This window comes from Bacillus cereus (genome assembly GCF_002567495.1).
In the GTDB taxonomy this organism is placed as follows: domain Bacteria; phylum Bacillota; class Bacilli; order Bacillales; family Bacillaceae_G; genus Bacillus_A; species Bacillus_A cereus_AQ.
Map to the genome: position 1 here is coordinate 14,432 of NZ_NVAP01000037.1, position 19,801 is coordinate 34,232.

The window sequence follows — 19,801 nt, forward strand, 5'->3', positions numbered from 1 at the left end:
TCGTCAATTATGCACTTTTACATATTCACTACTTATAAGTATTTTAATCATAAAAATAAGAGAACTTTAGCATTATATATGCTAAAGTTCTCTTATTTCTCAACAGCTTCTACTCTACAAAAACAAATTCTACAAAACTTCTCTTAAAATCCTCAAATCTCTATTCTTCGCCTTATAGTCATATTACTAAAACTCTTCGTCCTAATTTATTTAGAGCTCTTTATATAACTAATTGCCTGACTTCCCATTTGCCCCCATGCCTGTTCAAAGTTCTCTCTCGGTACTTTTACATCTAAGCTATCCTCGAGTGGATCTCGAATATATACAGATTCCTTATCATACCCAATAAGTACAACACAATGTTCATTATACGTAATAGAAACATCTCCACTATTTGTTTCCCATGTAGTAAATTCATCTTCATCTAACGGTGCAAATGTTGCATTCGTGATCATGACTACCGGTTGCTCAGCTTTTACACTCTTATAAATTTCTTCTATGCTCTTTCCTGTTAAATCTACAGCTTGTTTAGGCAAATATTTTTTCGCTAACTGAAAAAGGGGTCTATGATATACACCATATCCTGATTCAGAAAATGTATAAATATTACCTACAAATCCTTCATTCGGATTCCCGCGTACACCATCTTCTATAAAATTAACTTTTTTTATTTCATTTGCTAATGTCATCTTATCTACTGAGACACCAGCGTATTGTAACATCATCGCTAAACTTGTCACTTCACAACCTCTATCTAGCTCTGGTAGTTGCTGAATTAAAGGTACACTTGATAAAATGACCTTTTCATCATTGTTACTAAATTCCGATTCTTTTCCGTTTTGTATATTGAAGAATGTCAACTTCTCCACATACTTTGTAATTCCATTTGTATATACACTCCATACCGCTATAGCTAGTAATGACATACATATATACCACTTAAACCTCCGTATCACCCTCACGCCCTTTTTAGTTCGTTAAATAAGAATAAAATGCGTCAGCATCCGTTCGAATCACTGGTACAAAATTTAGTTCTTTTTCTCTCTCAGGTTGATCTTTTTTTATTTTTTCTGTTAGCTCTTGAATATTCATGTTCGCTTTATCCATATTAAGCTCATCTGCCAATTTTAGCACCTTTTGTTCATTAATTTCTCTTAACACTTGATATATATCTTTACCGTACAAATCAATATGATATTTTTTTGCTTCTTCCTGTACTTTTTGTTCGTACACTTCTTGTGCTAACTCTTCGATTTCCTTTCCTTTTTGCGAAATTTCTAACTTCCCTGCTTCTTCTCTTACTTTCGTTCCGTAAATTTCTTCCGCAATGTCTTCGATTTCTTTTCCATTTGTTGAAATACCTAATTTATCCGCTTCATCTTTAATTTTAATCGTATTAATTTGAGTAATTAAATCTACAATTGATGTATTCTCTATAGATATGCCTAGCTTTAACGCTTCTTGCTTCACTTTTGTTTCATAGATTTCTTCAGACAGAGTTCCAACATCTTTTCCTTCAATCGAGATGCCTAACTGCTCTGCTTCTCTTCCTACTTCTGTTTCATGAATTTCTTTTTCTAGCGTAATTTGTTCTTTTCCTTCCGTTTCAATTCCTAGTTTCTCCGCTTTTTCTGCTGTATTCACCGCATGTATCTTTCCATTGTTTAATTGTTCTTTACTGCGCTGTGTGTAATCTGTCTTTCCTTTTGATGTTTCAGAAGGAGAGGCACCCCCTAATATACTTAAACTCATTACTCCAATAGTGAATACCGTCATCATTTTCTTTTTCAAAATTAATTCCTCCCTCTTACACTTTCTTTTCCATCATTCCCATAATTTTTTTAATACTATACATACATCTCATCGCTGCTTGAGATAACATTATGATCAATAAAATTCACTCACGTACACCTCTATAATCTCTTCTTCACGTAACGAACTTTCTTTATGCCATACATACTATAAATAGTTTCTTAACTTTCCCTTAAAAAAAAGACAACCTTGTAAAAACAAGATCGTCTTCTTAGTTATATTCTTTGATTTTTAGGGAATATCACTTCAAAGCAAGTGCCATCTCCCCATTTGCTCTCTACCGATATTTTTCCGTAATGCTTTTCTACAATCCAATTTGCGATTGAAAGACCTAATCCAGCTCCTTCTGACGTACTTCTTGCTTTATCCCCTTGATAAAAACGATCAAATAATTTCGGAATATCTTCTTCTTTCACTCCTATCCCGTCATCTTTCACCTGTATACGAATTGAACTACTCGTTTGCGTGCAATCGATTTGAATATGCCCACCTTCGTTTGTATACTTCATCGCATTATCTAACAGTATGACCATCATTTGATGAATCCGCTCTCTATCCCCCATAAAAGGTACGTCACGTTCTACTTTTAGTATCATCTCTTTTTCTTGATAAGAAGCAATCTCCTTATATGGAGCTACTATTTCTTCTAACAATTTATCAAGTTCAAATATTTTCTTATCCATCTCGATTTGATTAGAATCAGAACGTGCTAGCAATAATAAATTACTAACGAGTTTTGATAACCGCCTACATTCTTTTGAAATTGTAGAAATATCCATTGCTTTTTCTTCTATCGTAGCGGACGGTGACTGGAATAAAACATCCGTTTTTGATTGAATAACTGCAAGTGGTGTCCTTAGTTCATGTGATGCATCAGAAACGAATTGCTGCTGTTTCTCCCATGAATTTTGAATAGGTACGAGTGCTCTACCAGCTAGGAAAAACCCGATACCTATCGCACAGAGGCTTCCTATGCTACAACCTATAACGAGAATTAAAAATAAAGTATTTAACATTCCTTCTTCCGCTGTTATATCTCGCACGATTTGAACTATTTCTCCATCTTTTTGAAGCGAAAATACTCTAAAATATCGTCCTTGTACTTCAATATCTTGTAAATCCTCTAATTTTTTTGGAGAAAACTTTTCCAAATTCTCTTCAAAAATAGAACGAAATTTACGGTTATCACCCTCTATTTTCACTATTTCCCCATTCCAAGTTATTTTAGTTACTCGTGGATCTCCAATTTGGATATTCTCCATGCGTTTTCTTGGTGGTATTTTAACATCTAATTTTTCTCTATACTGAGCCATCATTTTTATAGACTGATCCACTTCATTATAAATACGCTTATATGTGTATGAATAAATAATACTACCTAATATACCTATTAATAGGATAAATACTAATGAATTCACTATAGTCAAACGAATGCGTGTTTTTTGAAACATACTTCCTTTTTTCATTGTTCTTTTAATATATATCCAATACCTCGAACGGTTTGAATATCTTTCTGATAACCGAATGGTTCTAATTTTTTACGCAAATGATGCACATACACTTCTACAATCGCTACCGTCGTATCTGAATCAAATCCCCAAACACGATCAAAAATTTGTTCACGCATTAAAATCTTACCGCTATTTTGAATGAGATACTCTAGTAGCTCATATTGTTTCAATGTCAGCTTAATACCTTGTCCATCTACTTGAACGTCTTTATCTTTTCCGAACAATTCAATCCCTTTATAGCGAATGGTTTGCTGCGTTGTTAAACTACCACTTCTGCGTAGTAAAGCCCGAATTCTCGCTTTTAATTCAGGGGCCTGAAATGGCTTAACGATATAGTCATCTCCACCAAAGTCCAATCCCTTCACCCGATCTTCTAAAGAATCTCTCGCTGTCAAAAACAGGACTGGTGTTTCAATCTTTTCATCACGTATTTTTTGAATCACTTCAAATCCGTCCATCCCTGGCATCATCACATCCAGCAAAATTGCATCATATATATTTTGAAGCGCTAAAAACAATCCATCTTCTCCATTCATTGCCGTATCTACTTCAAATTCATCACGCAAAATTTGTACGATAGACTCTAATAACGAAGCATTATCTTCTACTACAAGTAAGCGCATGCTCTCACCTTCCATCATATAGTTCAATTCTATTTATTATTACATTTCTTCTCTTCATAACGAAAGAATGTAGTCACATTATGTAATTTCATTTTTAACTATTTTCTTCTGAAGTTTTATTATAAAAGCTTTGTCTTAAATTTAGCTTAATAAAAAATTGAAAGAAATAAGATTCCTCTTATCTCTTTCAATTTTTTATTACATATACCTTTTTACTCGGCAACTCCAAGCAATTTAGCTGACCACCATACACAGCCCCGCCATCAATTCCAATAATACGATTACTACCAAAATACACTCCGCAATCCTCATTACCATGAAGCGTTTTTGTTTCCGTATGACCAAATACAACAACCTTTTCGCCGCTATATCCATTATGAAATTCATTACGGATCCACATTAGCGTATATGGTTCAGATTCAGAAACACGTTTCATCGGCTCAACACCAGCATGTACAAATATATACTCTTCTGTTTCAATATAATGATCTAATTCTTGAATAAACTTTACATGTTCCTCTAATACAGGAGATTGTAAAATCGGTTTTTGGAAATCTACCTCATTAACCACAATATCTTCTTCTACAAATCCATAACTATATAATGTCTTATCTCCACCATTTCTTTTTACCCAATGGTCCCATGAACGTTCCTCATTTGTCGTTAACGCCTTAATCATCATGTCTTCATGATTGCCCTTTAAAACGAGAGCTCCCTCTTCTTTCAATTCTTTTACCTTCTCGATTACAGCACGCGCATTGGGACCACGATCTACATAGTCCCCCAATAAGATTAATTGATCCTGTTTTGCATCGTATTGAGCTTCTTCCAACAACTGTTCGAACTTTTCTATTTCTCCATGAATATCACTAATAACAAGAATTCTTTTCATATTATTCCCCCTCTTCCTAATTATAGTTCAAAACGACAGAAAGTTCCGAATCGTAACGTTGAATCACATTTATCCCGCATTAACGGGCCGTAAGACCCCCACCTCAAAATTCAACTGAAGCAAAGAAGTTAGTTTTGGGATCAACTGCCCGTAAAAGCCCGATTGGTGAGGGCTGATAATCAGTGGTGGATGAAGAACCCCCCCCACTGATTAAAGTTTCACTTTATTACAAACTAAACTATTATCCTTACAACAATGTAAGTCTCTTGTCATCCAATTCGATGGTTGCAATTACTGTATTTCCCTATACTAAAAGTAAGAAATGAAACAAAAAACAAGGAGAGATGAGAGATGAAAAAAGTAATGGAAGTTGTAGTAGCGGTGGCAGAGGTTTTCGTAAATGGCAAACAAGTTGCAATGGAGTTAAATAAATAATGAAAAGGACAACATTCATTCTAGACCCTTTACTCATATAAAAGAGATAAGACTTCATCATTTCTTTGATCCCTTATCTCCCTATAGAGAAAGCCGTATCCCTTTTAAGGATACGGCTTTCTCTTATTTTTGACTCGTACGAGCTGAAATACTAATTGCTCTATCTGTTGCTTTAGCAGCTTCATCTAACGCTTCTTTACTATTCTTTCCGTCATACATTGCTTCTAATGCTTTTACAACTGCATCTCGTGATTCTGGGAATACACTAATTAAAGCACCTTGTGTTGCTGGAGATTGCTTCGTCGCTTGCAGCTGATCTACTGTTACTTTCAACTGTGGATATTTTTCATATTGCTCTTTTACTAACGGCTCATTATATGCTTCTGGATTAATTGAGAAATAGCCTGTTGCAGTATGCCATTTTGCCTGTACGTCTGGCTTCGTTAAATATTTCATAAAGTCCCAAGCCCCTTGTTGTGTTTCTTCTGAAACCATATTCGTCATCCATAATGATGCTCCACCAATAACAACACCATTTTGTTTCGAATCCTCTGGATACGGAATATATGAAACGCCTACATTAAACTTAGATGCATCAATTAAATCACGAACACCAGCTGAAGAATCTAAATACATAGCAACTTGTCCAGACTGGAACGCGGCACGAATATCATCCCAACTTGCTCCATACTTTCCAAGTGCGCCAGCTTTATTTAAATCATCTAACATTCCAAATACTTTCTGTCCTTCTTTACCGTTAAATACCGCTTTCTTTGCAGCGTCTTTACGACCGTTTTCGTTATCTACATATAAAGCACCTTGTGTCGCTAATAATTCTTCAAAGAACCAACCATAGTTAAGCATGGAGAATCCATATTGTTTTACATTTCCGCCTTCTTTAATCGTTAACTTTTTCGCTGCTTCTTGTAATTCCGCATATGTTTTTGGAGCTTTCTCTGGATCTAAGCCCGCCTTTGCGAAAGCATCTTTATTATAAATTAATACTGGTGTAGATGAATTAAATGGCATAGAATACATTTTTCCATCAACTGAATAATAATTTGTAATTGCTTTTTCTAATTTTGAAGTATCGTATTTATCTTTTTTTATCCAGCTATCAATTGGTGTGATTTTTTTGCTATCAATCATATATTTCGTTGTAATTTCACTCGATTGAACAAGCGCTGGTGCTTCTTTCGTTGCAGACATCGTTCTAAACTTCGTTAAAGACTCTTCATATGTCCCTTGAAACTCTGCCTTTATCTCGTATTTATTTTGTGACTTATTATAGTCTGCAACAAGACCATCTAGTACACCTTGTGTTTTTCCACCCATCGCATGCCAGAAGCGAATTACAGTTTTATCACCATTTTTTTCAACTGGTGCTACTTTTGCCTGCGCTTCAGGTTTTCCCTCTGTTTTACTATTTGAACAAGCGGCACTAGATAATGCCATTGTTGCTGCCATTAATAGAGCAGCACCTTTTTTAACTAGACTCATTTGAATCTCACCTTCTCTTAGTTATTTAATTGCACCTTTTGTTAATCCTTGTTGTAATTGCTTTTGCCCTAAAAATAGTAAAATCAATGTCGGAATAACGATAACCGTAACACCGGCCATTACGCTTCCCCAATCAGTTGCAACTTCTTGAGACTGAAGCTGCTTCACACCAATTTGCACTGTTCTTACTTTTTCATCAGTGGTCACTAAAAGTGGCCATAAATACATATTCCATGTTGTTAAAAAGCTATATACTCCAAGCGTAATAAAACTCGTTTTACAATACGGAATTACAACGCTGAATAAAAATCTTATATTTCCAATCCCTTCAATAAAAGCAGCTTCTTTCAGTTCATTCGGAAGTGTCATAAAATGTTGACGTAGCAAGAAAATACCGAAAGCTGTTGCAAAAAATGGCACTGTCATCCCAGCGAAACTATTGATCCAGCCAAAGTTTTGAATCGTTAAAAAGTTAGGTACCATCGTTGCTTCCCACGGAATAAGCATCGTTGAAATAAACAGGAAGAAAATAAGGTTTCTTCCTTTAAACTGAAGAAAAACAAAAGCATAAGCCGCTAAGCTCGATACGATAAGTTGTCCAATCATAACGACTGTCGATACAATTAAACTGTTATATAAGTATGTAAAAAGCGGTACTTTTTGAAAAATATTAATGAAATTATCAAAAGTAAACTGGGTCGGGAATAACCTTCTCATTTGAATATCGTCTGGTGTCATAAAGCTTATTAAAAATGCATACAGTACAGGAAAAAATACCATTACTGTACTAATAATGAGCAACATGTATAATAGGAAATTTTGCTTCCACTGTTTAACAATCATTTATAATGCACCTTTCTCTCAGCAAACTTAAATTGAAGTAATGTAGCAATGAAAATGAAAATAAATAATACCATCGCTTGTGCACTTGCTGTTCCAAATTGATGATTCACAAATGCCTCTTTATAAATCGAGTACACAATTAAATTCGTTGCATCATTCGGTCCACCGTGCGTTAAAATATCAATTTGTCCAAAGCTTTGGAACGCACTAATTAACGTTACTGTCACGATAAAGAATAAAGTCGGTGATAGCATCGGTAATGTAACACGACGGAGCTTATATAAATAACTAGCACCATCTATAGATGCACTCTCATATAAAGACCTATCGATATTTTGTAAACCACCTAATATAACTAAAAATGCAAATCCTGTATTCACCCAAATTGTTGTAACCGATACAGAAAACAATGCCCAGTCCGGACTTGTTAACCATGCGATTGCAGGAAGATTCATAGAGGCTAATATATTATTAAACAATCCTACACTTGGATGAAATAAAAATAGCCAAATCACTGCACTAGCAGCCACTGATATTCCCATCGTCGAAGAAAACAGAACTCGGAATAACCCAATACCTCTTACTTTTCCATTTGCAATCAATGCAAGAAACAAAGCGAATATAATACTCGTAGGTACTGTATATAAAACAAATAATAAAGTTGATTTTATACTTTGGTAGAAAGCAGGATCAGAGAATAAATATTGATAATTTTCTAAGCCAACGAAAAGATTAGCTTCCCCATGTATATCGGTTAAATAAAAGCTATAGTAAATCGTCCTAAACAATGGATAGAACAAAAAAATCGAAAATAGCAAAATAGATGGTGCCAAAAACAATAATCCTATTCTTAAATCTTTCGTTCTACCCCATAAATTTTTCTTTTTTGAAACTTCTGTTTGAACTGGTAACTTACTTACTTCGATCATTATTTCGCCACCACTTTCAACTCTTCTTCAGCTACCACTTTTAAGCGTTCATTCGTGTTTTCGTTAAAGAAGCATAACTTTTCTTGCGAGAATAATAATTTTACTTTGTCACCTTTGTTCAGGAGTAACTGTCCGATGACTTTCGCACTCCAAGTTGTTCCATTTACCGCAAAGTTTAATATAGATTCATTCCCTAATACTTCTACAGATTGCAGCGTCACTTCTTGTCCTTCCTCAGACAGTGCAATATGCTCAGGACGCATGCCTATGCGAATTGTTCCTTCTGGTAATTGCTTTAACTGTCCAATAGATAATGGAATCTGCAATTGCCCTATATGTAATACACCTTTTTCTTTATCCACTTCTCCATCATTTATATTCATAGAAGGAGAGCCTATAAAGCTTGCAACAAATTCGTTTGCTGGTTCGTTATATATTTCAAGTGGTGTTCCAACTTGCTGTATACTTCCTTTATTTAAAACCATAATACGATCTCCCATAGTCATCGCTTCTATTTGATCGTGGGTAACGTAAATCATCGTAATTCCTAATCGCTGCTGAATTTCTCTAATTTCAATTCTCATTTGCGCACGTAATTTCGCATCTAAATTCGATAGTGGTTCATCCATTAAACAGATTGGTGCTTGACTCACGATCGCCCTAGCAAGCGCAACACGCTGTCTTTGTCCGCCTGATAATTGACCTGGTTTCATTTTCACATACTCTTTCAGTCCTACCATTTCAATAGCTTCCATTAATCGCTTTTGTCGCTCTTCTTTTTGTACTTTTCTTACCTTAAGTCCAAATAAAATATTTTCTTCTACAGATAAGTGTGGATATAATGCATAATTTTGAAATACCATTGATAGATTACGGTCTTTCGGCTCTAGATCATTTGCAACACTTTCATTAATAATTAAATCTCCCGAAGAAATCTCTTCTAAGCCAGCGATCATTCGTAATAATGTGCTTTTCCCACATCCCGAAGGTCCAACTAAAACAAAAAATTCGCCCTTCTTAATATGAACCGATACGCCTTTAACCGCTGTCTCTTCTGCATTTTTATATACCTTTGAAACATCTTTCAATTCAATCACAAGGTTGCACTCCTTTTTTCTTCTTGTATCCATACTTCATAATGACTTGTTGAAATCGCACTTGCTCCTGCACGAATTGCAATTTCCGCATCTTCTCGCGTTTGGATTAGCCCGCCTGCAATAATAGGAAACTCTATTTCTCCTGCTAGTTGTTTAATAATAGAAGGCATAATACCCGGCATAATCTCTACTGCATTTGGTTTAGTCGTTTTACAATTTTCAATTGATTTAGTAAGAGATAAAGTATCTACAATAAAAATACGTTGAATTGTTTTTAATCCAATTTTATTAGCATTTCGAATTGTCGAACCCTTTGTTGAAATAATACCTTGTGCCCCAATAACATCTTGAATATACAAAAGGGCTTCCTCTGTGTTCGTATTTAAGCCTTGTATAAAATCACAATGAAGAAATACATCATGTCCATGTTTCTGCAATTCATATACACGCTCTGGTAATTCCAGCATTGAACCAGTCATAAGAAAAACTGTTTTCGGTAATTTTTTGTATGCTTTATATCCTTTCCAATCCTTTATCATCGCAATATAAGGTTCTTTAAACATTCATTCCACCTAACTGTTCTATTTTTATCCAAACTAAAAACACCTACTTACATAGAACGCCTTTCTCCTTATTTGAACTCTAGGGAATAGAGCACACCTAAGAAAGTGGCACATTATATGTAAGCGGGTGTTCTCAAATGTTCTCTACCCTAGTTATTTTGTTACCTTTACTATATTACGCATTTATTAAGCCAGTTTTGATAGATTGTTAATTAGGTGTTAATCGAGTGTTAATATTCACCATATTACTTTTACAATAATCTAGATATACGAATGAACTCCAACAAAACTCAACAACTATCTTTAAAATTCAAGTGATATGCAAATTCATTCCATAGTTAATCAGTTTTAGTTTTCTTGCAACTGCTTGTGAGGCATAATTATCCCAAGAAGTACTATAAAGTGGAATGCGTTTTTCTTCTTGTATTGATATTGCCCAGGCTGTAACAACATCAGTACCATATCCATTCCCTTGAAACTCGGCTAAAGTTTCCACACTTGCCTCAGCAGCTACGGGCGTACTTCTGGCACTGCAACATATAGAAACTACCTTTTCATTTTGTACAATTGCAAAATAAGGTTGCCTCCATTCCATCTGTTCTATTAAATTAGAAAAGTTTTCTCGCAAAAGCTCTTTATTCTTCTCTGTTATTTGTATTGTTCTAGTTGGTTTATGTAAATTATTAGGTAACATGAAAGCAGGACCCATCCAAATATTTTCCACTGTTCTTTCTTCATTTAATACATTAATAATCTTTGCTATCCCTATATGATTTGAAGGTTCTCGAATTAATTTCTCAATCTTACTTATCGTTTTATCATCCACATTACAATGATATCTCGTTATACTCCCTTCACGAGTTCTGCCAAGAAAAAAACGTGGTGCCTTTGGATTTCCTTTTTCATTTACACATTTCATTTTTCCTACTGGACTATGAACAAATAAAACTTCTACCTGAATTGCTATTAAATCCAGTTCTGAGAGCCTCATTTATATCCTCCTTAGTTACTCCATATACCATCCATAATTTCTTTTTCATGTTCAAAACAAAAATCCCATTCAAATACACATTACTGAATCCATCATACTAACTGATTTCTTCATTCTGTCTATCTAAATGGGATTATTTCGTACTTTTTACTTGTTCGCCTTGTTATTCTACCGGCTGTGGTTGCGGCTGTATTACTTCATTCGCTCCAGCTACCCTCAACATATTTGCAATATCTTTAAAACCTCTTTTTTCAGCAAATTGCAATGGCGTCAGATTTTCCTTGTTAGCCATATTTACATCTGCACCGTGGTCAATAAGCATTTGAATTACTTTCTTATGGTTTTCACTACCATTTCCTAATACAATTGCTTCTAATAGCGCTGTTCCACCACGTTCATTTTTATAATTCACATCAATATCTGTATGCTCTAATAATTCTTTAACAACCTCTACATGGCCACGCTCAGATGCAGAAATAAGTGCTGTTCCACCTGACTTAGTCGTTTCTTTCGTATTAACTCCTGCATTAATTAATACTTTTACAATATCCGTATATCCTTCTCTACTTGCATAAAGAAGCGGATTGCTTTGTTTCTCATCTTTAATTTCAATATTAGCACCTGCACCAATTAATGCTTTAACTGTCTCTACATGATTTTGGTACGTTGCTGCAAGGACAGGTGTTTCTCCGTTGTCACCTTCTACGTTTATACTCGCTCCATCCTGAATCAACTTCATAGCTGTCTCTGTGTCTCCAAGAGTCGCTGAAAGTAACAACTGTTTGTCCATTAAATTTATACTTTTCTCTTCTTTAGATTCTTCCTGTTCTTTATGCTTCTCTTTTTTCTTTTCATTTTTCACATGAACCGGTTTCGATTCTGGTTCTTCTTGCTTATCGCAAGCCACTACCGTCATTAAAAGTCCTAATAAAATACATAATAAAATTTTTTGTTTTCTCACAACTACAGCTCCTATGAAAGATAATGTTTTCTTAACCATTCCTCCATCACATACAATAACTCTTCTTGAGTACATTTATCCATAAGCCCTTTAGATTCCTTCTTTAATCGGATTATCTTAAGCTTATACTATGTTTCTCAACCTATTGGAATGATACGCCTGATGGCCTCATCATTAACATTATGAAGCAATTAGTTTAGCACGTTTTTACCGCATTTGTATACATTTCTAAAAAGTACATAAAGTGAAACTTTAATTAGTGGGGTTTTGTTCATCCACCACTGATTATTAGCCCACACCCATCGGGCTTTTACGGGCAGCCCGACCCCACCTAACTTCTTTGCTTTCACTGAATTTTGAGGCGGGGGTCTTACTGCCCACAAATAACGGGATAAATGATTGCTCCAGCTTACTATATTCCATTGTAACCGTTCTTCTAAAAATTTTACACCTTTTCTATATTTGCACCTGAGTAATAATAGAAAAAGACAACTATATAGTTGTCTTTTTCTATTATTAATGGTGCCCACCATGATTTCCTGCTTTCGGCTTCCCCATCATCTCTTTATTCATTTCCCATTTATGCTCTGCTAGCTCTTTATACGAAAGAACCTTCCCCTTATAGTTAGACACAAAGCTTTCTGCATCTTTTTTACTTTTAAATGAAATAACATTATAAGCCATCGGTGTCGTTATTGTTTTATCATATACATAAGTAGCGTCTTCTAACGAAACCCAATCTTTCGAATCATAATCTCGAACAAATTTTTCTTTCGTCTTTTCACCTGAATTGATCTCCATCCATTTATACATACAACCGATATCATCAAACTTTAACGCTTTTCCATTTTCTAAAATGATTTCTGTTGCAAATTGATTATCCACTACACCAATTTGGCAAATATCACATTTATCATGTTTCTCATCAATGGCAACAGCTGCTGTTTCCTTTTTCCCACATCCGACTACCGTAAATAAGAAACATAAACATATAGCAAGTACGACATATTTTACTTTCATCAATATTCCTCCCTAAAAACCGTATACTCCACGAAAAGAATACCAAAAGGTTGTGTGAGATTTGTGAAAAAACAATGTGCTTTTTGTAATATAGGAAACAAAAAAGATGTGTAGCTATCTCTACACATCTCTCATCATTCACAGCCTGTAATTAACAAATCATCTTCTAGCTTAACTAATAATGTATCCGTACTAATTTCCTGTCCAACTTCTACATTTACCAATCTTATATTTCCACTAATCCCGACTGCGACTTTTTTAAGTTCACCGTCATTTTTTCGGATCATCAGTAATTTTTCCCATTCATATACGTAAGAAGATTCATTAATAAAGATTTCTTCTACTTTCCCTTCATAAGAACTATAAATCTCTTCAATTCTCGTTTTCATATAAAATCTACTCCCTATTTCACACTTCACTATTTTCATCTTATTCTACCATTCTTACGAAGCGCAGCTTACTTTTTAAAAATTCAAATTAACTACCGTGAACAAAATGAACAAAATAAAAATTATGCTTCTAATGATGTTATTTTTCAAATTATTTACCATTTGAAGAGATGCTTTTATTATAAACAAAAAACCTTTTTTCTGAATTTTTATTCTATTTTGAAAGCGCAATCATTCTTTTGAGGGGGAAATTACATGTTAGCACTACTTGGATTTGCAATGGTATTTGTCTTTATGTTTTTAATTATGACGAAACGTATGTCAGCGCTAGTAGCATTAATATTAATTCCGAGTGTTTTTGCATTAATTGGCGGATTCTATGCCAATATGGGACCTATGATGTTAGAGGGGATTCAAAAATTAGCACCTACTGGTATTATGCTTATGTTTGCTATTTTATATTTTGGAATTATGATTGATAGCGGTTTATTCGATCCTGTCATTAGCAAAATTTTAAAGTTTGTAAAAGGTGATCCTTTAAAAATTGTTGTCGGCACGGCTATATTAACTATTATCGTTTCTTTAGACGGTGATGGTACAACAACATATATGATTACTGTTTCCGCAATGTACCCGCTATATAAGCGTCTTGGAATGAATCCACTTATACTAGCTGGGGTTGTTATGTTAGGGGCTGGTGTAACAAACCTTACGCCTTGGGGCGGACCAACCGCTCGGGTTATGAGTGCACTTGGACTAGATGCATCAGAACTCTTCACACCACTCATACCAGGAATGATTGCTGGTGCACTTTGGGTAGTTTTCGTTGCTTACTATCTTGGAAAAAAAGAAAGAAAACGTTTAGGCATTATGGATGTACAATATTTAAAACAAATGCAAACAACGGATGAGCAAGCTGCAACAGTGGAAGCTGCAGTGCATAAACGCCCTAAACTTCTATGGATTAACTTTTTATTAACCGCTACATTACTTGTTTGTCTTATACTAGAAGTTATGCCATTACCTGTTTTATTTACAGTCGCTTTTGCTATTGCTGTTATGATTAACTATCCAAACTTAGAGCAACAAAAAGAACGTATTGCTTCTCATGCAGGAAACGTATTAGCGGTTGTTTCTCTCGTATTTGCTGCTGGAATTTTCACTGGCATTTTATCTGGAACAAAAATGGTAGATGCGATGGCTCAAAGTGTAGTAACTCTTATACCAGATGCACTTGGACCACAATTGCCAATTATTACAGCTCTTCTTAGTATGCCATTCACATTTTTCATGTCCAATGATGCATTTTACTTTGGAGTACTACCTATTTTAACGAAAGCTGCTGCTACTTACGGAATTAGTGCAGCTGAAATGGGACGTGCTTCCTTACTCGGTCAACCCGTTCACTTATTAAGTCCTCTTGTCGCTTCCACTTATTTATTAGTCGGAATGGCTAAAGTTGATTTCGGTGAACATCAACGCTTCACTTTATTGTGGGCAGTTGGAACGACAATAGTGATGTTAATTACTGGAATTGTAATTGGGATTATTCCAATATAAGACGCAAAAAAACAGTAGAAGAAATGAATCCTCTACTGTTTTTTTTATGAAGAAACAAGAAAATACCTTCTCTCCGGTCTCCCCACACTTCCATATATTAGCTCTGCATGGACTTTCTTCCCAGATATCAAATACTCTAAATAGCGCCTTGCCGTTGATCGACTTACTCCAATCATTGAGCTTAGCATCTCTGCAGTAATTCCTTCTTCATTAACTGTTAACATATGCTTTTTTACCTTTGCTAAAGTTAAAGGATCGATCCCTTTTGGAGCGTATTCTATTTGATTCCCCTTCACACCTCTTTGAGACCATAAATATTCAATTTGTTCCGTCGATAATTGATTGTTTCTCTTTAACTGCACAATCTTTTTTTGATAACTTTCCAAACTCGCCTTAAATCGATCAAACATAAGTGGCTTTACGATATAATCTGTTACTCCGCCTCGCAGGGCGTGCCGCACTACATCTGTTTCCGATGCGGCTGTAATCATAATAATATCTGTATCATGCAAATGATGCCTAATATATGTAACAAGTTCCGTTCCTTGCATATCAGGTAAATACACGTCTAATAAAACGAGCTGTGGCTTCACAAGATCTAACCATTCTTTCGCTTGTTCTCCAGTCGTCGCTGTTCCAATTACTTTAAAACCCTCAATCTTTTCAGTAAAACGACGATGAATGTCCGCAATCCGAATATCATCTTCTACAATCAATACTTCAATCTCCTCACCCATTACAATTCGCCTCTCTCTTTCGGTAATGCGATAATAAATAATGCACCACCTAAGTCCCCTTTTTCAATTGCAATACTTCCATTTAAATCTTCTACTAACTCTTTCACTTTTGCTAATCCATATCCTCGCTTTTTTCCTTCTTTCGTCGAAAAACCTTTATAGAATATGTTAGTGATTATTTCATCCTGAATTCCTTCCCCTGCATCTTCCACTTCAATTAATATTTCTTCTCCAATATCAGTTACAAACATTCTTACTTTCTTATCATCCTCTTGATTTCCTTCAATTGCTTCAAATGCATTCGTAATTAAGTTTCCTAAAATAGAAACGACATAATTACTCTCTATGTGTGGACTTAATTTCTCTAAACTACTTTCTCGATCTAGCATAAAATCAATCTTCAATTCTCGTGCTCTATTATAAAATCCAATTAAAATTCCACCTAACCATGGATTTTGAATTCGCTTCATAATAAATTGAACAAAATCTTGATATACTGCTGTTTCCTTATGAATAAGCTCTAAAGCATCTTCATATGATTCTAATTGAATAAGCCCTGAAAGCGTATACAATAAATTATTATATTCATGTGTTTGCGCCCGCAATGCCTCTGTATATTGCTTCGTCTGGGACAATTCTGCTGTTAACTGATCCATTTCAGATTTCAAACGTAAACTCGATACAACACCAGTAACTTTATTATTTACTTTAATAGGTAGACGGTTAGCGATAACAGGCTGTCCTTTTATATTTAATTGACGATCAAATTGTTCTTCACCAGTTTGAAGTACATCTAGTATGGATGAATTAGGAATTATATTTAAAATAAACTCTCCAATGATATTTTGTTGTTTATCTAGCGAAAGAATATCATAAGCTGCTTGATTTACTAAACTGACCATTCCATTTTTATCAATTACGATAATCCCTTCGCGTACAGATTGAATCACAGTACTATGTTCTTCATATAAAGATGAAATTTCTTCTGGCTCCATTCCAAACATCATTCTTTTTATACTTCCTGCTAAATATATAGAGCCGATTATCCCCATTAACAGACCTATTATTGCAATCCAAAACACACGCTTCCCATACACTTCTACCGCACTATGAATATCATCCATTGAAAAGCCAACAGATACTACACCAATAATGTCATTTTCCTGATTACGGATTGGAACTTTCCCGCGCAATGAAGGCCCTAACGATCCAGTTGCTTTCGAAACATAAGATTTTCCTTCTAATAGAACCCCTTCGTTATCTCCACCAACCATCGCTTCTCCTATTTTATCTTTCCTAGGATGTGCATAACGAATTCCTTCTCTATTTCCAACTACAATGAAATCAGCATCTGTATCAATGCGAATTTTTTCTGCAATGGGCTGAATAATAGAAGCTGGATTTTCTTTTTGAAAGGCTTCCTGAATTTCTGGTATAGCTGCAACTGTTTTCGCAACATGCAAAGCTCTTTTTCCAATTTGTTCTTCTACTGTTTCAGATAATATGTAATAAAATAAATAACTTGTTAGCAAAAGTACAACAAGAATAAGTGTACTAATAGTTAATGTAATTCTCGGTTGTAGTCTTAATTTTTTCAATTTCAAAACCATTCCCCTAACATAATTAAAGATAGAATTTAAAGAAAATACAGTTTTTTATTATCATAACACGCTTACTATATATTTCTTTCTTTTTTATCTTCATAAAAAAAGAAACGAAGCATAAGCACTACTTCGTTTCTTAACAGTTTATTATTATATTTTAAACTTACCAATCATCTCTTGTAATTCCTCTGCCATTTGTGATAAATGAACTGCCGCTGCATTTATTTCATCTACTGAAGCTAATTGTTCTTCCGAGGAACCAGCAATATTTTGAACGCTTGCTGCATTTTCTTCAATCGTAGCTGCAATTTCATTAATAGATGCACTTACTTGTTTTGCATCTACTGTCATTTGTTTCGCTACATCTACCATGCTATCAATTTGTACAACTGTATCATTTGTAGACTTCAATATTTCGGTAAAGCTTTGCTTCGTTTCATTTGCAACTACAAGCCCTGATTGTACTTCTGTTCCAACTTGATTCATAGAGCTTACTGTTTCTTTTATATCAAATTGAATCTCTTTTACTAGTTTTCCAATTTCTGTAGAGGACTGTCCTGATTGTTCGGCTAATTTCCGCACTTCATCTGCTACAATTGCAAATCCTCTTCCTTGCTCTCCAGCTCTCGCAGCCTCAATTGCCGCATTTAATGCTAATAAATTTGTCTGCTCTGCAATATGTTGAATCACTTCAAGGATTGCTCCAATTTGTTTTGACTTATCATCTAACAAACCAATGACTTTGTCTGATTGTGAAACAGACTCATGAATTAATTGCATTTGATTCACAGTTTGTTCAACTAACTTCCCACCATCTTCGGCTTTTTTCTTCGTATACATAGAGGCTGTAGATACTAATGAAGAACTATCTGCAACACGTTGAATTCCTTCTGTAACTTCTTCTAATAATGTTGCTCCTTCTTCAACTTCTTTCGTTTGTACTTCAGCCCCACTCGACACTTGCTCCATCGCCTGTGTAATTTGTTCCGTCGCTTCGCTTGTCTGCTTCATACTAGCTGTTAATTCTTCTGAAGATGCTGCTACATGACTTGCTGAAATATTTATATTGGAAATGACATTATGTAACGATGCTGCCATCTCGTTAAAGCTTTCTCCCAGCTGTCCAATTTCATCTTTAGACTGAACTGTAATTGATTCTGTTAAATCGCCCTCACTAATTTTCTTCGATGATATAACAAGTTGTTTTAACGGTTTAATAATAGACCCAATTATAAAGTAAATTATAATCCCACCGATTAGTAGTGAAATTCCAAGAACAGTTATTGTTTTATAGAAAATAGGTTCAGCCGCTTCAATAATTTCCTTTGAAGGCATTATTCCTGCTATTTTCCATCCAGTTTTCTTATTCGTTTTAAAAGTAATGTTACGCTCTTCGCCATCTAATGAATAATGAAAGTCCCCAACTTCCTGTTTATAAAATTCTTTACTAAGTTTCTCTTCTAATTTCTCTCCTGGCTTCAGTGTCGGGTGCGCTACTACATTTTTATCTTGATCAAATATTGCTACATACCCTTCCTTACCGATATTAACCATCTTGGAAGTAGTAACAATATCATTAATTATTAAGTCAATCCCAAGAACACCACTTTTATCCTCATTTTGTTTCGCTAGTGTAATAACAGTATTCCCTGTCGTTTTTGACTTATATGGAGCAGTTACAATTACCTCTCCACTTTTCTTCACGGCCTCTTTATACCAATCTCTTTCTGTAGGATTATATCCGTCTGGCATCTGAATAGCTGGTGATTGAATAAACTGTCCGTTACTAGATCCTGTATAGATTGCTTCCATTTCTGGATGTAATTTGTTGTATTCTTCTAGTTTATTTTGGATGTTTTGAATTTGGTCTGCTTGGTAACTTGATTGTGTGAATAATTTTGTAAAATATGTTGCATCTACTTTTTTACTATCTAATTCCTTATTAATTACATTATCCAAAATTTTTATATTATCTTTCGCCGAGTTTAAAATCGTTTCATTAAAATTCGTCTTCGCCTGTTGATAAGACGTCCAGCCAATTACAATACTCGGAAGAATCAAAATAATAATAAATGATACAAGTAACTTTGTTTTTAAACTACTACTCCTTAATTTCCCTTGAAACATACTTCTACCCCTCCATACCGTTTTAAATGTAATCACTTCACATTTAATCTTTCTATAAAAATAATACGATTTAAATGTATCGATGAGGCTCTCTATTTCTTTTTTCTCATCTTTTTCTACATTTAAAGAATTGATACATACCTTTTTCATTCTATATAAATTAAATAATTAAAACAATGTATAAAAATGTATATTATTCGAAATATT

General features: G+C 34.6%; 18 protein-coding genes and 1 pseudogene. 1 reads left to right on the forward strand and 18 read right to left on the reverse strand.

All coding sequences use genetic code 11. The features are described from left to right. Nucleotides 1-206 precede the first annotated feature (206 nt). The 14 genes from COK05_RS16500 to COK05_RS16565 all read right to left on the reverse strand — a co-directional run bounded on the left by COK05_RS16500 (nt 207) and on the right by COK05_RS16565 (nt 13,566). On the reverse strand, nt 207-956 hold the full coding sequence (locus COK05_RS16500; protein WP_141539126.1) for a C39 family peptidase: 750 nt from the start codon (nt 954-956) through the stop codon (nt 207-209). Nucleotides 957-969: 13 nt separating this feature from the next. Beyond that, nucleotides 970-1,791, reverse strand: coding sequence for a transporter (locus COK05_RS16505; protein ID WP_098613427.1), 822 nt, complete (start codon nt 1,789-1,791; stop codon nt 970-972). Between the two features lie 236 nt (nt 1,792-2,027). Continuing rightward, on the reverse strand, nt 2,028-3,263 hold the full coding sequence (locus tag COK05_RS16510; RefSeq protein WP_141539130.1) for a sensor histidine kinase: 1,236 nt from the start codon (nt 3,261-3,263) through the stop codon (nt 2,028-2,030). An 11-nt stretch (nt 3,264-3,274) separates the two neighbouring features. Then, nucleotides 3,275-3,946, reverse strand: a complete 672-nt coding sequence (locus COK05_RS16515; RefSeq protein ID WP_098613453.1) for a response regulator transcription factor — start codon at nt 3,944-3,946, stop codon at nt 3,275-3,277. Nucleotides 3,947-4,133: 187 nt separating this feature from the next. Continuing rightward, nucleotides 4,134-4,838 carry a metallophosphoesterase family protein gene (locus tag COK05_RS16520; protein ID WP_098613429.1) on the reverse strand — a complete coding sequence of 235 codons (705 nt, stop codon included), beginning with the start codon at nt 4,836-4,838 and terminating at the stop codon, nt 4,134-4,136. A gap of 558 nt (nt 4,839-5,396) precedes the next feature. Continuing rightward, a complete protein-coding gene (locus COK05_RS16525) occupies nt 5,397-6,773 on the reverse strand; it encodes an ABC transporter substrate-binding protein (RefSeq protein WP_098613430.1) in 1,377 nt (458 codons plus the stop codon). Nucleotides 6,774-6,794: 21 nt separating this feature from the next. Beyond that, a complete protein-coding gene (locus tag COK05_RS16530; protein WP_086384849.1) occupies nt 6,795-7,616 on the reverse strand; it encodes a carbohydrate ABC transporter permease in 822 nt (273 codons plus the stop codon). Next, complete coding sequence (locus COK05_RS16535; protein ID WP_098613431.1) at nt 7,613-8,545, reverse strand: carbohydrate ABC transporter permease; 933 nt, start codon at nt 8,543-8,545, stop codon at nt 7,613-7,615. The genes COK05_RS16530 and COK05_RS16535 overlap by 4 nt, the downstream gene beginning before the upstream one ends. Then, the gene (locus COK05_RS16540; RefSeq protein ID WP_141539127.1) at nt 8,545-9,642 is read right to left on the reverse strand and encodes an ABC transporter ATP-binding protein; all 1,098 of its coding nucleotides are present in this window, start codon (nt 9,640-9,642) and stop codon (nt 8,545-8,547) included. Before COK05_RS16540 ends, COK05_RS16535 begins: the two co-directional genes overlap by 1 nt. Then, the gene (locus COK05_RS16545) at nt 9,639-10,205 is read right to left on the reverse strand and encodes a glycerol-3-phosphate responsive antiterminator (RefSeq protein WP_098613433.1); all 567 of its coding nucleotides are present in this window, start codon (nt 10,203-10,205) and stop codon (nt 9,639-9,641) included. The genes COK05_RS16540 and COK05_RS16545 overlap by 4 nt, the downstream gene beginning before the upstream one ends. A gap of 310 nt (nt 10,206-10,515) precedes the next feature. Continuing rightward, nucleotides 10,516-11,196: a GNAT family N-acetyltransferase gene (locus COK05_RS16550; protein WP_098613434.1), complete on the reverse strand. Its 681-nt coding sequence runs from the start codon at nt 11,194-11,196 to the stop codon at nt 10,516-10,518. Between the two features lie 163 nt (nt 11,197-11,359). Next, a complete protein-coding gene (locus COK05_RS16555; RefSeq protein WP_141539128.1) occupies nt 11,360-12,232 on the reverse strand; it encodes an ankyrin repeat domain-containing protein in 873 nt (290 codons plus the stop codon). 441 nt (nt 12,233-12,673) lie between these two features. Beyond that, nucleotides 12,674-13,177 carry a nitrous oxide reductase accessory protein NosL gene (locus COK05_RS16560; RefSeq protein ID WP_098613435.1) on the reverse strand — a complete coding sequence of 168 codons (504 nt, stop codon included), beginning with the start codon at nt 13,175-13,177 and terminating at the stop codon, nt 12,674-12,676. A gap of 134 nt (nt 13,178-13,311) precedes the next feature. Beyond that, complete coding sequence (locus COK05_RS16565; protein ID WP_098613436.1) at nt 13,312-13,566, reverse strand: hypothetical protein; 255 nt, start codon at nt 13,564-13,566, stop codon at nt 13,312-13,314. Between the two features lie 255 nt (nt 13,567-13,821). Between COK05_RS16565 and COK05_RS16570 the strand changes: the two genes are divergently transcribed. Next, the gene (locus tag COK05_RS16570; protein WP_098613437.1) at nt 13,822-15,126 is read left to right on the forward strand and encodes a CitMHS family transporter; all 1,305 of its coding nucleotides are present in this window, start codon (nt 13,822-13,824) and stop codon (nt 15,124-15,126) included. Between the two features lie 44 nt (nt 15,127-15,170). On the opposite strand, the gene COK05_RS16575 is transcribed toward COK05_RS16570, so the two are convergent. The 4 genes and pseudogenes from COK05_RS16575 to COK05_RS32210 form a co-directional block, all read right to left on the reverse strand. Further along, nucleotides 15,171-15,863 (reverse strand): response regulator, encoded by a 693-nt coding sequence (locus COK05_RS16575; protein WP_098613438.1) that lies wholly within the window; start codon nt 15,861-15,863, stop codon nt 15,171-15,173. Continuing rightward, nucleotides 15,863-17,467, reverse strand: a complete 1,605-nt coding sequence (locus COK05_RS16580; RefSeq protein ID WP_440898754.1) for an ATP-binding protein — start codon at nt 17,465-17,467, stop codon at nt 15,863-15,865. Before COK05_RS16580 ends, COK05_RS16575 begins: the two co-directional genes overlap by 1 nt. Before the next feature lie 150 nt (nt 17,468-17,617). After that, nucleotides 17,618-18,565 carry a methyl-accepting chemotaxis protein gene (locus tag COK05_RS32205; protein WP_377858858.1) on the reverse strand — a complete coding sequence of 316 codons (948 nt, stop codon included), beginning with the start codon at nt 18,563-18,565 and terminating at the stop codon, nt 17,618-17,620. Then, a pseudogene (locus COK05_RS32210) lies at nt 18,560-19,744 on the reverse strand (HAMP domain-containing protein); the annotation flags it as partial. The pseudogene COK05_RS32210 and the gene COK05_RS32205, both read right to left, overlap by 6 nt. Between the last annotated feature and the right edge of the window lie 57 nt (nt 19,745-19,801).